The 14169-nt window shown below is 71.1% G+C and carries 14 protein-coding genes; 6 read left to right on the top strand and 8 right to left on the bottom strand.

The window, feature by feature from the left end; all coding sequences use genetic code 11:
* Window positions 1-73 precede the first annotated feature (73 nt).
* Together IF30_RS0123660 and IF30_RS0123655 are read left to right on the top strand one after the other, a co-directional pair.
* Window positions 74-1255 carry a sensor histidine kinase gene (locus tag IF30_RS0123660; RefSeq protein WP_030241891.1) on the top strand — a complete coding sequence of 394 codons (1182 nt, stop codon included), beginning with the start codon at window positions 74-76 and terminating at the stop codon, window positions 1253-1255.
* A gap of 24 nt (window positions 1256-1279) precedes the next feature.
* Window positions 1280-1957 (top strand): response regulator, encoded by a 678-nt coding sequence (locus IF30_RS0123655; protein ID WP_030241888.1) that lies wholly within the window; start codon window positions 1280-1282, stop codon window positions 1955-1957.
* 428 nt (window positions 1958-2385) lie between these two features.
* Here the strand turns inward: IF30_RS0123655 and IF30_RS0123650 are convergent, their stop codons facing one another.
* The 3 genes from IF30_RS0123650 to IF30_RS0123640 form a co-directional block, all read right to left on the bottom strand.
* Complete coding sequence (locus IF30_RS0123650) at window positions 2386-2763, bottom strand: glyoxalase (protein WP_030241885.1); 378 nt, start codon at window positions 2761-2763, stop codon at window positions 2386-2388.
* Window positions 2764-2938: 175 nt separating this feature from the next.
* Window positions 2939-3445, bottom strand: a complete 507-nt coding sequence (locus tag IF30_RS0123645; RefSeq protein ID WP_051710938.1) for a hypothetical protein — start codon at window positions 3443-3445, stop codon at window positions 2939-2941.
* Between the two features lie 667 nt (window positions 3446-4112).
* A complete protein-coding gene (locus tag IF30_RS0123640; protein WP_030241879.1) occupies window positions 4113-5333 on the bottom strand; it encodes a metal-dependent hydrolase family protein in 1221 nt (406 codons plus the stop codon).
* 75 nt (window positions 5334-5408) lie between these two features.
* On the opposite strand from IF30_RS0123640, the gene IF30_RS0123635 reads away from it, so the two are divergent.
* Window positions 5409-6032 (top strand): TetR/AcrR family transcriptional regulator, encoded by a 624-nt coding sequence (locus IF30_RS0123635; protein ID WP_051710936.1) that lies wholly within the window; start codon window positions 5409-5411, stop codon window positions 6030-6032.
* A gap of 336 nt (window positions 6033-6368) precedes the next feature.
* On the opposite strand, the gene IF30_RS0123630 is transcribed toward IF30_RS0123635, so the two are convergent.
* Complete coding sequence (locus IF30_RS0123630; protein WP_030241874.1) at window positions 6369-6638, bottom strand: hypothetical protein; 270 nt, start codon at window positions 6636-6638, stop codon at window positions 6369-6371.
* A gap of 36 nt (window positions 6639-6674) precedes the next feature.
* Entirely contained in the window at window positions 6675-6920 is a 246-nt protein-coding gene (locus tag IF30_RS0123625; RefSeq protein ID WP_030241870.1) for a hypothetical protein, read from the bottom strand.
* A 126-nt stretch (window positions 6921-7046) separates the two neighbouring features.
* On the opposite strand from IF30_RS0123625, the gene IF30_RS48050 reads away from it, so the two are divergent.
* Window positions 7047-7394 carry a hypothetical protein gene (locus IF30_RS48050; protein WP_030241867.1) on the top strand — a complete coding sequence of 116 codons (348 nt, stop codon included), beginning with the start codon at window positions 7047-7049 and terminating at the stop codon, window positions 7392-7394.
* A 189-nt stretch (window positions 7395-7583) separates the two neighbouring features.
* Window positions 7584-7718, top strand: a complete 135-nt coding sequence (locus IF30_RS50280; protein WP_267884563.1) for a hypothetical protein — start codon at window positions 7584-7586, stop codon at window positions 7716-7718.
* A gap of 779 nt (window positions 7719-8497) precedes the next feature.
* Here IF30_RS50280 and IF30_RS0123610 read toward each other — a convergent pair.
* Together IF30_RS0123610 and IF30_RS43850 are read right to left on the bottom strand one after the other, a co-directional pair.
* Window positions 8498-9115 (bottom strand): hypothetical protein, encoded by a 618-nt coding sequence (locus IF30_RS0123610; protein ID WP_234322816.1) that lies wholly within the window; start codon window positions 9113-9115, stop codon window positions 8498-8500.
* A gap of 204 nt (window positions 9116-9319) precedes the next feature.
* On the bottom strand, window positions 9320-9949 hold the full coding sequence (locus IF30_RS43850; protein WP_158835400.1) for a hypothetical protein: 630 nt from the start codon (window positions 9947-9949) through the stop codon (window positions 9320-9322).
* A 153-nt stretch (window positions 9950-10102) separates the two neighbouring features.
* On the opposite strand from IF30_RS43850, the gene IF30_RS0123600 reads away from it, so the two are divergent.
* Window positions 10103-11179 (top strand): helix-turn-helix domain-containing protein, encoded by a 1077-nt coding sequence (locus IF30_RS0123600; RefSeq protein WP_030241860.1) that lies wholly within the window; start codon window positions 10103-10105, stop codon window positions 11177-11179.
* A gap of 749 nt (window positions 11180-11928) precedes the next feature.
* Here the strand turns inward: IF30_RS0123600 and IF30_RS0123595 are convergent.
* Window positions 11929-13599: an RICIN domain-containing protein gene (locus IF30_RS0123595; protein WP_234322815.1), complete on the bottom strand. Its 1671-nt coding sequence runs from the start codon at window positions 13597-13599 to the stop codon at window positions 11929-11931.
* Between the last annotated feature and the right edge of the window lie 570 nt (window positions 13600-14169).

Here is a 14169-nt window from a genome sequence, read left to right as displayed (position 1 = left end):
GCCGCCCCCAGCGCGTGCCGGCCGGTCGGGTCGACCCGGTCCACCGCCGGCCCGCGCTGCTTACAGTGAGAGGATGGACGTGAGAACGGTGTGGCGGCAGTGGCTGACCCGTCATGACCGGGTCAGGGACGCGCTCCCGGCGGTGCCACTGATCGTGATCGCCATGGCGGCGACCGCCGTCGGCAAGTCCGAATGGCACGAGCCCCGTTGGGGCGAGGTGGTGTGGACGGCCCTGTCCTGCGTGCCCCTGGCCGTCCGGAGCCTCTGGCCGCTGCAGATCGCCCTGCTCACGCTGGCGGGCGACCTCACGCTGATGGCCGTCGCCTCGCACATGTCCCCGGCTCCGGCCGCGAGTCTGGTCGCCCTGTACACGCTCGCCCTGCTCGGCGACCGGCGCACCGCGTGGGCCGTCGGCCTCGCCGCCGCCGTGGCGATCACGGGCGTGTACGCCGCGACCCACTCGGACTCCGTCGTGGGAGGGGCCAGCCTGCTGCGGTTCGACTTCGCGGTCGCCGCCACCGCGCTGGGCCGCACCGTCCGCAGCCGTCGCGAGCACCTCGCGGAAGCCAGGGCCCGCGCGGAACGGGCCGAGCGCATGCAGGAGGAGGAGACCCGGCGCAGGGTCACCGCGGAACGCGTCCGCATCGCACGCGACCTGCACGACGTCGTCGCCCACCACATCACCCTGGTCAACGCCCAGGCGGGGGTGGCGCACCATCTCATGCGCGCCAACCCCGACCAGGCGTACGAGGCGTTGGCCCACATCAAGGAGAACAGCCGCGCGGCACTGGACGAACTGCGGGCCACCGTCGGCCTGCTGCGGCAGCCCGACGACGGACCCGGCACACGGGCCCCCATTCCCCGCCTGGCCGATCTCGACGCCCTCGCCGAAGGATTCCGGGCGAGCGGGCTTTCCGTGGGGGTGGCCCGCCGTGGAACCCCCGCACCGGTGGCGCCCTCCAGCGAACTCACGGCCTACCGCATCGTCCAGGAAGCCCTCACCAACACCCACAAGCACGCGTCCGCGACCCGGGCCGACGTGGTCCTGGACTACGGACCGCACTCGCTTCGGGTCACCGTGACGGACGACGGACGCCCCGGCGTGCCCAAGGGCGCGGGCCCCGGCCACGGCCTGACAGGCATGCACGAGCGGGCGAGCGCCGTCGGCGGGACCGTCACCGCCGGCCCCCGGCTGGAAGGCGGCTTCCAGGTCGTCGCCGAACTGCCGCTCTCGCTCGACCCCGCCACCGCCTGACACACCGTGAGGAAGGACCGACCCATGACCGTTCGCGTCGTACTCGCCGACGACCAGGCCCTGCTCCGCGGCACCTTCCGGCTGCTCATCGACGCGCAGCCGGACCTGGAGGTCGTCGCCGAGGCCTCCAACGGACGGGAGGCGGCGCAACTGGCCAGGTCCGAACGCGCCGACGTGGTGGTGATGGACATCCGGATGCCCGAGGTCGACGGCATCGAGGCGACCCGGCTGATCGGTCAGGACGAGGACATGGCGGGAGTCAAGGTCCTCGTCCTGACCACCTTCGAGGAGGACGAGCTGGTCATCGAGGCGCTCCGGGCCGGCGCGAGCGGCTTCCTGGGCAAGGGGGTGGAACCGGCGCAACTGCTCGACGCCGTCCGCCTCGTCGCAACCGGCGAGGCCCTGCTGTCCCCCGCGGCCACCAAGGGCCTCATCGCCCGTGTCCTCGCCCACCCGTCCCCCGGCGACCTCGTCGACCCCCGCCGTCTGGCCTCGCTGACGCCCCGGGAACGCGAGGTGATGACCCTGGTGGCCACCGGCCTGTCCAACGACGAGATCGCCGAACGGCTCTTCGTCACCCCGGTCACCGTCAAGACGCATGCCAACCGGGCCATGGCCAAACTGGGCGCCCGCGACCGCGCCCAGCTCGTCGTCATCGCCTACGAGACCGGTCTGGTCCGCGCCGGGGAACCGCAGGGCTGAAGGTCCTCACCGGCGTCCTGCTGTCGTGTGACCATCGGCTTGTCTGCTCGTTGATCCATCCGTGGGGAAGAGGGAGTCTCGTCCGCGGATCGGGTCGGACGAACTGCGGGGACCGGCCGAACTGCGGGGACCGGCCGAGCCGTTGCCGCCTGAGCCGAGTCCGAGGCTGAAGCCGGGGCGGCCTCGGGTGCCGGACCGGCAGGCTCCGTCCGGCATCCTGTTCGTGCTGCACACCCGCATCCATGGGAGTACCTGCCCCAGGAGCTCGGCTTCACCGCCGCCGCAAGGTCGGCCGCCCGGTCCCCGGCCGCTCTGAAGTCGATCCCGGCAGCCCGCCCGGACGGCGCCCCGGTCTCCGTTGCTCCGGCTCGGTCGGCATGACGCCCGACCGCGACACGGTCGACGGCAACGGCCCTCCCGGCGCCCGCTCAGGAGTGCGGTTCGAGGAATTCGAGTCGGTTGCCGAACGGGTCGACGGTGTGGAAGCGGTCCTGCCCGGGCACTTCGTCGCTGAAGGTGACGAGATGTCCGTGCTCGGCCAGCCGGTCCGCCAGCGCCCGCAGCCCTCGGACCTCGAAGCCGGGATGGGCCCTGAGCGCGGGCCGGAAATCTTGCTCCACGCCGAGGTGGACCTGAAAGCCGGGCCCCTGGAACCAGCAGCCGCCACGGGCGGCGAGCGGTGGCGGCTTGGGGATCTCGGACAGGCCGAGCAGTTCGCCCCAGAAGGCGCGGCACTCCTGCTCGCCACCGGCCGGAATGGCGAGCTGGACATGGTTGATGGCAGTAAAGGAGAGGGCGGCGGTCACAGCACGGGCCTCCGGCGGGTTCGGTCTCGCAACATGTATCTCGACATCAAGATACATTGCGCGCCGTGGGGCGCACACCGGTTCGCTGCGAACGTCAGCCCTGTGCAACGGGGCAGAGCGCTCGAACCGTCACAGAACCCTCTCTGACAGCCGAGCGCGGGGGAGGAGAGTCCGGTCAGCCCGCGAGCGGTTGGGCGACTGAGACGGTGAGTCGGTCACCGAAGCGGCCGCGAAGGTCTGCCTGGGCGCCGGCCAGGTTCCCGCTGACGCCGACCTCCACCACACCGTGGGTGAAGCTCGCCTCCGATCCGTCGCCCACCATGACGATGCTGTAGCCGCGCGTGTGCCCTATCAGTGCCTCGACCCGGTTGCGGGTGGCGGCCAGTTCGCCGATCGAGCGCGGCGCGTCGCGCAGGTCCACGCGCACGCCCAGACCCAGGTGGGCGAGCGAGGCGTCGAAGCCGCCACCGCCCGCTTTCCGGTAGACGATGACCTGACCGCCTGGAACGTCCACCACCAGGCCCGTGAAGACGTCCTGGTAGGAGCTGCCGAGGTGGGAGACCGCATCCGCGGCCGTGTCCAGCTGCTGCTGGTCCGGTCGGCCCGAGCTCGGCCGAGGGCTTGCGGCGACGCTCGGCGGAGGGCTTACGGCGACGGCAGACGCGGCGGTACTCGTCGACACGGGAGCGGACGGCACGGGAGCGGACGGCACGACATCGGTCCGTCCAGCGCAGGCTGCGCAAGCCAGCAGAGCGGTCAAGGCCACGCTGACAGCGGCCAGGCGTATCGGCGTTGGGGTACGGGGCATCGATCCAGTCTCACTTCATCGGCGACGGCTGGTGATCGTACGCGGACGCGAAGCCGGACGTCCTGGACGAGTTGTGGTGCCCGGAACCGGACTGGAACCGTTCCTACCGGCGCCTGCTCGCCCACCTCGCCGCCGGCGGCCGGACGCCGCTCCGGCCGCCCCGCCGACCAGCGAACTCCGCTCCGGCCGATCGGATCCCGTGCAGCCCTTCTGGGCAGCCCAGGCGCCAGCCCCCTTCGGGTCGGCCGGCATGGACACCGGACCCGCCGAAGGGCTTGCCCAAGCCCCAGCGATCGTCCACGCGCGGCTACGGCCGCAGGATTCTGGACGGTAAGCAGGCCGGGTGGCCGTGCCGCCCGTGGACGAGGAATGGGTCACGGTTGGGGGCGGACCCGCAGGATCGGTACGGGTCCGCATCGTCCGGCCTCCCGGAGTCACCACGGTGCCGTGCCGCCCGTGCTGCTGTACCTGCCCGGCCGGGGCCGGGCATTCGGCAACGCTCACCGCACGACCGGCCCGGGGCGGCGGGCCGGAGGCGGCTCTAGATGACGGCGCCGGCCTTGACCACGTGCCTGAGGTGCTTCTCCGGGCGGGTCAGCACGGTGAGGTCGGCCAGCGGGTCGCCGTCCACGACGAGCAGGTCGGCGTGCGCGCCCGGAGCGAGGGTGCCGATCTCTCCCGCCATGCCGAGCAGGCGGGCCGCCGTGGTGGTCGCCGAGCGGAGGACGTCGGCGGCCGGCTGGACTTGGGCGCGCAGGGTGAACTCCTCCAGCTGGGCCGGGTGCAGCGGGCCGAGCAGGTCGCTGCCGTAGACCAGGCTGACGCCCGCGCGGTGGGCGCGTTCCAGCGCCTCCAGGCCCCGGTCGCGGACCTCGGCGAGCTTGCCGATGGAGGCCGGCGGCAGGCCCGAGGCGGCGCCGAGCCGGGCGGTCTGCTCGTAGGCGACCAGGGTGGGGACCAGGAAGGCGTCCTTCTCCAGCAGCAGCGCGACGGTGGTGTCGTCCAGCAGGTTGCCGTGCTCGACGCAGCGCACACCGGCCCGCAGAGCGCGGTCGATCGCCCGTGGGTGGTAGGCGTGCACGGTGACGTAGCGGTTGTGGTTCTCCGCCTCCTCGACGGCCGCCCGGATCTCCTCCTCGCTGTACTGGACGGCGGCGATCTCGTCGTGCGGGGAGGCGACGCCGCCGGAGAGCAGCACCTTGAGGTGCCGGGCGCCCTTGCGGAACTCGTCCCGGGCGGCCGCGCGCACCGCGTCCACGCCGTCGGCGATCCGGCCGAAGTTCGGGCGGGCCTCGCAGCAGGGCAGCGCGTCGTCGCCGAGCGGGCGCAGGTCGCCGTGCCCGCCGGTCTGGGAGAGCGCCTTGCCGCCGTGCAGCAGGCGGGGGCCGGGCACCAGGCCCTCGGCCAGGGCGCGGGCCATGCCGTGGTCGGCGCCGCCGACGTCGCGGACGGTGGTGAAGCCGCGGCGCAGCATGCGTCCGGCCTCGGCGAGGGCGCGGACGGTGGCGTAGCCCGGGGTCCAGTTCGCGAAGTCGTGCCGGTCGAGTGAGGTGACCAGCAGGTGGACGTGGGCGTCGATCAGGCCGGGCAGGACGGTGCCGCCCCGCGCGTCGACGACCCGGACTCCGTCGGTGGCGGCGGGTGGGCGGCCGGTGCCGGTGGCGGTGATCCGGCCGTCGGCGGCCTCGAGCCAGCCGGGGTCGGTGCGGGTGCCGTCCTCGGGGTGGAGCAGGTGGGCGTTGGTGATCAGCAGTCGGTTCATGCCGTGGTCCCCTCCGGTTCAGTACGGGCCGTATTGAATACGACTCGTACTGAATACACCATGTATCGTGCTCCTGTGAACCCACCCCCCACCGATCCCGACGCGCCCCGACCGCCCCGCCGCCGCGTCCACACCCGGGCCCGGCTGCTCGCCGCGGCGAGCGAGCTGTTCCTCACCGTCGGCTTCGCGCGGACGAGCATCGAGGACGTCTGCGCCGCCGCCGGGTACACCCGCGGGGCCTTCTACTCGAACTTCGCCAGCAAGGAGGACCTGCTGCTGGCGCTCTTCGACGACCGGGCCGCCGAACGGATGGCCGAGCTGGAGCGGCTCGCCGCCGTGGGCGAGGCGCTGGTGCCGCAGGAGCGGGCCCGGCTGCTGGTCGAGGCGCTGCTGCGGGTCGAGGCCGCGGAGACCGGGTGGATCCTGCTGTTCCTGGAGTTCCGGCTGGTCGCGGCCCGGTCCGCGGCGCTGGCCGAACAGGTCGCCGAGCACGACCGGACCCTGGCGCGGGCAGCGGCGGACGTCCTGGAACGGGCCCTGCCCGAGCTGGTGCCCGCGGGGGCGGACGCCCGCCAGGCGGCGGCGGTGATCCTGGCGGCGCGCGAGGGGCTGCTGGCCCGTACGGCGGCGGGCGGCGCGGTGGCCGAGGAGCTGATGGCGGCGACGGCGGCAGTGCTGTCGGGCCTGCTGGGGCGCTGACGCGAACGCCGAGGGGCGGCACCCGGACCGTTACGGGGGCCACCCCTCGCGAAGGCGTTGGGCGGCGGGCCCGCCGCCGCTCGCGGGCCGAGAGCGTGACCACCAGCGATACGTTCCGACCCACCCGCTTGATGATCTGCGCGGCCCCTGGTCCACGCGGCTCGATCCGGCTCCTCTGCGGCAACGCGCCCCAAGGTCGCCATCGCTGCCAGAAGGGCCCTGACCACTCCGTCTCCTTGAGCCGCAGCGCCACCATCGTCGATCCCGCCGCCTGAACGAACCGTCACAGGCCCGGCCGGACGGTGCCGCCTGCCCAGCTGACGATCTGCCTTCCGTTCAGAGCTCGAGCCGGTACCAGTGGGAGTTCTCCTCCGGGCTGTTGTCGTGGGCCCACGGCCCTGGTCCGGGCAGGTGGGTCAGTTCGGCTATGGCGATCCCGTTCACCTCGTGACCCTGGGACTCGAAGAACCGCCGGAACACTCCGTGCGGGTCGTTGCCGAGGTCACGGAGTGTCGCGTCGTCGGGTTCGAGGCGCACCTCGTAGATCGATACGGCCGCCACCCGCAGGCGTTCGACGCTGCCCCGCACCACGGTTTCGTCGGACATGGAAACTCCTCCTCACGTCCTCAGGTCCTCAAGTCCTCACGGAAGGAGCCGGGTCCATGTCGAGGCGTACTTCCCACTCAGGATGTGGACGAACTCCGGCCGGTACGGCTGGCCCTCCACCGGAGCCGGCGCCGTGAGCCGGTTGACCGTGTACCCCTGGGCCTCGAGGAACCTCCTGACGGCCCCGCTGGGATCCTTCTCCAGATGCCGCCGCACCAGGTCGTCCTCGACATCGATCGTGACGCGGACGACTTCGAACTCGCTGTCCTCCACCTTCTCCATGGTTCCCCGTGGTTCCACTGCGTCTGACATGGGTTACCACCTCGCTCCCCCTGGTATGCGGCCCCGTGTCCCAGTCTGCGCCGACCCCCCGCACCCGCAACCGGCTGGAGCGCCCGCAGTGCGCGGATGACCGGGAGGTGGGCGAGCTGCGCACCGTCCAGACACGGCTCCTGGCGCTGCTGGAGCAAGTACGCCGACGGCCCGCCGAGCATCGACTACCGGTCCGGGCCGGACGAGACCACTCAGCGGGCGGTCCGCCTGCTCGCGGCCCTCCTGACCGTGCCTCCCGGAGTCGTACGCTGCCACGCCCGCTGCTGCCGCTGGCCCGCCGGCCGCAAGTTGCGACTGGCGGTGGACTTCCGGACGGAGGAGTTCTGCCCCGCGCGCCTGGCCGAGCGGGCAGCGAAGCAGGCCCGTGCGGAAGCAGCTGATGCCCGGCGGCGAGCCGCGCGTGCGAGCCACGGCGGCGAGTAGCGGCGAACAGCTCCGCGAGGACGTCTGTACAGGCCCGTCCCGCGCGAACTGGCGGTCTGCGAGCCGCTGTCCATGCAGGGACGATCAGCTGCGGGCCGCTGACTTCCTACGTCGTCGGTGGCATGGAGGCCGAGGCCGGGCTGCGGGAGGTGGTGGGGGCGGCCGGACGTCCAGGAGGCGCTGTCGCACGTGGATCGGACGGAGGACCTGCGGCAGTCGGCGACGCCGATGGCCTCCGCGACCGGCTCGGTGATCCACCAGTGCTTACGGGGCAGGCCGGCGTGGTCCTTCTGCAGCGTGGAGGCGATGGCCGGCGAGTTGTAGTGCTCGACCACGTTGTCGTGCACGATCGACTGGATAGACGGTGTCCGTCCGCGCCGAGCGGGTCTTCGCACCGATCCGCCGCCCGAGTTTGGTTGTGGCTGTCCAGGTGTCCCGCGATGGTGAAGTCGTTCATCGTACGCGAACGCCGGCCGTGCCTGGTCGGGGCTGGAGGAGATCCCGCCGGGCAAAGCCCGCCCGCACATGTTCCGCCGCACCATGGCGGTGCTGACCGAACAATCCCGGCTCAGTGGGACGCCCACCTCGCCGAGCACGGCACCGCCGCACCAGGTGGGGCCCGTCGCGACGAGGAGATCCTGCGGCTGTGCTGCAAGCTCGTCGAGAAGACCCGCGAGTACACCTCCCTCGCCCGCCGACTGGACGCCGCGGCCACGGCCATCGCGGCCCTGCAGCACGACAACACCCTCCTCCGGCAGGAGATCGCAGCCAGCGGAGGGCGCGTCACACCCTTCGCCCGACTTCAACAACAACGGGACGGACATGGCCCCGGACGACTCGATGCCCAGCACCGATCCGGCGCTTTGGGAGCCTCCGACGGTGTTCCTCGCCGGAGGCATCACAGGCGTCGAGGACCGGCAGGTGCAAGCAGCCGAAGCCCTGACCGAACTCGGAGTGATCGTCCTCAACCCGCGACGCCGACACTTCCCCGTCGACGACCCGGGCCAGACCCCCGCAGTGCGGGGTGCAACGCAGAGGTTTGCGTTGCACCCCGGAACTGGGCCTCCGTCTTCTCCTGGAGGGCTGCGGGGCCGGGGCTCCGTCTACGAGGGTCGGGAGTGCTGGGCGGGGACGGGAGGCTTCGGGTTCACCTTGTGACAGGAACACCCGCAGGTCTCGGAGTTGTCCGTGTGGAACATCAGTTTTCTTCTGGTGTCCTCGTCCGCGGTGTCTGCGAGGGACTCGCGCAGTTCCCTGAAGGAAACGGCATAGCGGCCGTCGAAGACGGGGTCGTTCTTGTTGGAGTCTTCCAGCTTGGCTCTGAGCTCGTGGAAGGTACAGGTGTAGTCCACAACGTGGGTCTGGATCTGGCGGTCCAGGATGGTCAGGGCGATGTCGTGGACGTTGTTGTTCTCTTCGAGGAGTACCTTCCTGCCGGCGTGCAGGCGCTCGAAGCGCCAGAGCATGGCGAAGTAGGCGCACATCACCTCGCCGCGCTCGGTCCCATCGGAGGAGATGGGCCTGTTCTGCCAGTGGATGGTGCCGAGGGTGTGGCGGTCCTTGATAGCGGCGTCGCTGATCAGTTCGCTGTGGAGGTTTCGGGCGATCTCCAGACGGGTTATCTGGCGCTGTCGGCGGTTGAGCCGGATGGAGATGATGAGGGCCGTGATTGCGACGATGCAGGAGAGCGCCGGGGCTCCGTAGCGGAGCAGATCAGCCATCTCTGTGTATCCCTTCTCCTTGATGTGGTCCGTGCTTGCTGGGCCCGTGGGCGCCCTCCGGATGGTGGGCACCCACGGGCCGAGCTGTTCCGCTCCCTCGTTCACGGCCGTCACGGCGCATCGGGGCGGGGCGCGATGGAACTTCATGCGATGCCTGGTGGTGTCCGTCGGGTGATCAGACGGCACACGATGGGACGCCGGCCCTCACAGGCGCTGGATGCCCTCCCAGTTCGCCTGGTCCAGGCCCTCACGGAAGTAGTTGTTCGGCGCGTTCCACGACGGGTGCCGGTAGAGCGGAGGGATGGGAAGCCGGGGGTCGCGGGCGAGAATAGTGCTGTAGCCCTTGAGGATCTTCAGGGACTTGGTCAGGCAGTTGTTGTCGGCCACGTTGTAGCCGTTGTCCCGCTCGTGCCGGTACGCCTCCTGAGCCTTGCCGACGTCACCGTCGCGGGTGTCCTCGCACCGCCAGTGGCTGTACTCCTGCACCCAGTGGTCGCCCTGCTTGACCTTGAGGCCGCGGAAGTAGCCGAGCATCTTGCTCCAGCTGCTTCCCTTGATCCACGAGCTGTTCGTGTTGGGTCCCGGGTCGATCGTCAGGCTTCCGCTGGCCTCGGTGGCGCCGTAGATCCAGTGGTCGCGGTCGCCGCGGACCTTGAACGCCCAGCCGATGTGGCCGAAGGTCTGCGCGCCGTCCACGGAGTTGATCATGCAGACCCTGCCGAGCGGGGCGGCCTGCGCCTGCACGGGCGCCGTCACCGCCCCGGCGGCCAGGAGCACGATCGCGCCGGCTACCGACGCGGTTGCCCGCGCCACCTGCGTACGGATGTTCCTCATGGGTGTCCTCTCTGATGGCGATCAAGCCGGCTGATGTCCCCTGCTGCGGGGATGTCCGGCTTGTTGACCTCAGATTGGTGTAGGGCTTGATGACCAGCCACACTTGTCCCGGACTAATCAACGGGTCATCAAAAAAGGTCGGGTGAGGGCTGGTTGGCCAGCAGGCAGGGGCGTCAGGAACGCCCGATCGATCCCGAGGGCGGACCTCTGGCGGCGTTCGCATCCGCTCTGCGTGCGCTGCGCGAGGAGTGCGGGAGTCCGACCTACAGGGAGTTGGCGACCTGCTCGAAGAGGACCGGCACGAAGAGCTATTCGGATACGACGTTCTCCAACGCGGCCCGCGGTGACAGTCAGCCGTCCCGCGAAGTCACCCGCGCGTTCGTCCTCTCCTGCCACTGGTACGCGAAGTCCGACCGCGCTCGCGCCGAAGCCGCCGCCGCCGAATGGGACGCGCGCTGGCAGGAACTCGAAGCCGCTCTCGCCCCGGCCGCCGAGCAGCCGCCAGCGGACACATCCCAGGATCAGACCGCCGCGCCGGCCGTTCACGGGCTCGACGACCCGCCCCGGACCCTCCCGCACGCGCACCCCCGCAGGCGATGGATTCCCGCCAGCCGGAAGGGACGGCTACTCCTCGGCGCCGCCGCACTCGTCGTCGCCGCCGGCGTCCTCGCACCGATCATCAAAAGCATTGTGGCGCCCGGATCGGCGGCCGCCGACGTCCTCCCCGCGCCGGAAGGCACCGCCAGCATCCGAACCGAAACTCCCGGCAACGGCCCCGGCACGCCCCAGCCTGCCGTGCCCTCGGAGCCGCCGGGGCTGGAGAAGGGCACTCTCGGCGAGGACAGCCGGTGCAGTGCCCCGATCCAGGGACCAGAGACGGTCACCTGGCGCGTGTGCGCCCGGGTCGAGGCCGAGTGGGTCTCCTTCGCTCTCAAGATCACTAATCGCGGCAGTCGGCCGATCGCACTCAAGACCCGCCTTCAATACGCGAGGGAAAACACCTTCCATCCATGCCCGGGAGACTCCGGTCCGCGACAGTCGACCGTTCCGTCGGGCCAGACCATCGTCACCGACACCAAGCAGTGCGCCGTGGCACGTGAAGAGAGGCCTTGGGCCTACCAGGGAGTCGGATGGGTAGTCCCCGCAGACGCCACCGATGGCACGTACAAGCTGGCCCCCACCGCGCACGTCTATCCGGATCGCGTCATCTGGCAGCCTGACCTGCTGTGAGAGGAGCGGGGCCGGCCAGCCACTCAGCTGCTTCTCGGCAGGCCTCGGGTGGCCGGGTCAGTGCCAGTCGAGCCCGAGCGCGGCGAGCCGCTGCGGCTGCTCGGGGGCCGAGTTCGCCCGGCGGCTCTTGGCGCTCGCGCTCCGGCGTCAGATCGCCCGGGCTTCCGCTTCCGTGGTCTGCCGGAGGCTGTCGCGCCCCCTGCCGCATGCCCTGCCGTCGCGTGCTGTGACGTGGGCGGACGGGAGCTCTCTCCCCACCCCCCGTGTGGCCGGGGCGCGACAGCGACAGGGCCCCGGCGTGGCTACGGGCCGGGTGGCGTGGTTCGGCTCGTGGTTCGGAACAGGGGTCGGCTCGTGGTTCGGTTCGGTGTTCGGCCCCGGCCCTGTTGTCCTGTCTGTTCGCCCTGGGGAGGGGCGGCGTCGGGTGGTTCTCACTCCTCTGACTTACCGTCCGGGGCCCTGCTGCTGGTGGTGGGTGGGTTTCGGACTGGGGGGCTGGTCGGTATGGTCGGGCGCCGCGCTGGCTGTTCTTCTTCGCGTGCGGCTGGTGCCGGCCGCGCCCCCGCTTCCACCCCGGGGTGGCGGCCCGGGCGGGGTTTCGTGCGCCTGCCTCAGTGAGTGACCGCGCTCTCGTGGAGGTCGAGACCGCGGGCGGCGGCAGCCGGCCGGCGCCGGCCGAGGAGTGCTCGGCGGGACGACGGGGGACGAACGCGGCCCCGTCGTAGGGTGGGCCGACCGGCTGCGGGTGACTACTTGAGCGGGGTGCCGCCCGAGTTGCGGTATGCGATCGTCTTGTTGATCAGGTTTCCGCCGTCGGTCTCGGGCGTGGTCTGTTCCTGCCAGCCGGCGCCGAACAGGATGCCGCCGACGTGTGCGTTCGCCACCTGGTCCAGGTGCGAGAAGAACCAGTCGACCTTGTCGTCCTTGTAGTGGTTGGGCGTGTTGTTCTGCGCCATGTTGCCCACGGGGACCTGCCACAGGACCACCGGCTTGCCCACGGACTCGGCCATCGTCTTGTAGAAGCCGAGCGCGGCGAAGCCCTTCTGGTCGTTCCAGTAGGTGTCCTTGCTGCCGTGGGCGGGCAGCGCGTACCAGCCGGCGTCGCGGTCCGTCACGTCGGTGACCAGGAAGTCGGCGTTCTTCGCCCCGAGGTCCGCGTAGTCCTTGACGCACTGCGGGGTGTTCTGCTGCCAGTCGAAGCAGGACAGGTGCATTCCCACGCCGGTGTTCGGCGCGTACTTGTGCCCCATCGCGATCAGGCACTGGGCCAGGCCGGAGGCGCTGTTCTCCTGCGAGCCGCAGTCCGTGGGGTTCGCGGCCTTGACCTGCGCGGCGACCTGGTGCGGGTTGCCGAGCGAGCGGACGTAGCCCCAGAAATCGGGCTCGAGGTCGATCATGTCGTGAGAGGTGCCGATCTTCTGGAGGAAGAAGCGGTAGTCGTTCAGGTAGCGGGTGAGCAGGTCGGTCCTGTTGATGGCCTGGACCTCGCCCGGGCCGTCGCCCTGGCCCGCCGCGTCGCCGAGGTCGCGCAGCGAGTACCAGGTCCAGAGCTGCTTCTGCGGGCGCGGCTTGCCCTGGTAGGTGGCCTGGGCCGCCTTGGCGTCCCGGTAGGTCACGTACGTGCCGGGCGCCGTGGTGCTGCCGGTCCAGCAGCCCCACCAGCCCGACCACGCGTCCTGGCAGCGGGCCGCCGTGTAGTAGTCCGACGAGGGCGCGGGCTGACTGTGCACGTAGGCGTACTGCACGTCGAACGGTGCGGCGCTCGCCGAGGCGTCGGACATCGAGCCGCCGATGAGCACCTTGTTGCTGCCCAAGAAGCTCTTCGCCGGGTTGTTGCCGCCGGCCGGAGCCACCGGCGGCGCCGACGTCGGGTGGCTAGCGCCCGGGGCCTGGCTCGTCGGAGCGGTGCCGCCCGGCGTGGCAGGCTGGGCGGGCGCGGCGCTGCTGCCGGAGCCCCCCGTGTTCCCGGTGCCACTGATACTGCCGACCGGGACGAGCTGCCACTGCTGGTTGGCGCCGTTCCAGTCGTGGTACTGGGCGATCCGGCCCCCGTCGGCCTTGGAGTCGAGCGGGACCTCGACGGCCTTGCCGCTGTGGCGGTTGATCAGACGCACGTAGCCGTCCGACGAGTTCTCCAGGTGGAACTGCTGGTTGGCGCCGTTCAGGTCGCTCCACTGCCCCACCTGGGCGCCTTCGGTCGTCGACCAGCCGTAGTCGTCCAGCACCTTGCCGGAGAACCGGTTCTGCAGCCGGTAGTTCCCGTCACCCGCGTCGACGAACCTCCACTGCTGGTTCGCCGCGCCGGTACGGCTCCACTGCACCACCGAAGCGCCGTCGTACGCGCCGTAGCCGTAGTCGTCCAGCACCTGGCCGGTGTTGTGGTTGACCAGCACGTACCAGTTGCCCGTGTCGACGGACACGGTCCCCGCTGAGGCCGTGTTGATCACGACCACGGAGCCGCCCACGACCGCCAGGCCGACGGCCGCCCAGAAGCTCCTGCGCTGGTACAACCGAGGGCGGGCGCGACCACGGCGGGCGCGGCCGGCGGGCGACGCCTCCGACGACGTGGATGGGCGAGGGAACATGTCGATGCTCTCTTTCAGCCGTGACCTCCGTCCGGACCGCTTGTCCGGACACCACCCGGTTGCCACCGCCCCCGGAAAGGTTGCCCCGGACCACGAGAATTTTTTCTCGGGCACCGCTGCTCGCCCGGCCGCGGCCACAGGGGGCCGTCGAACTCGCGACCAGCCCACCCGCCCAGGGGCGTTTCGAAGTCCCCGCGAGCGGGTGAGTGCGCAGGTCGTCGCGGGCGGGACGCGGGTCCGTCACGAACGCAACGAAACTCCGGTGGGTACGGGGCGATCTCCCGAAGTCGCCTCGGACCCACCGGAGTTCCGATGCGCCGTAGTTCTGCCACCGTCTGCCTGACCGGGTCGCCGATCCCGGACGGCGTGGCGGGACTGTCGCTCGCGGAGCGGCTGCACGTGCTT

It is taken from the genome of Streptomyces sp. NRRL S-350 (assembly GCF_000719705.1).
Classification (GTDB): domain Bacteria; phylum Actinomycetota; class Actinomycetes; order Streptomycetales; family Streptomycetaceae; genus Kitasatospora.
This window is presented reverse-complemented; position numbering and strand designations above follow the sequence as displayed.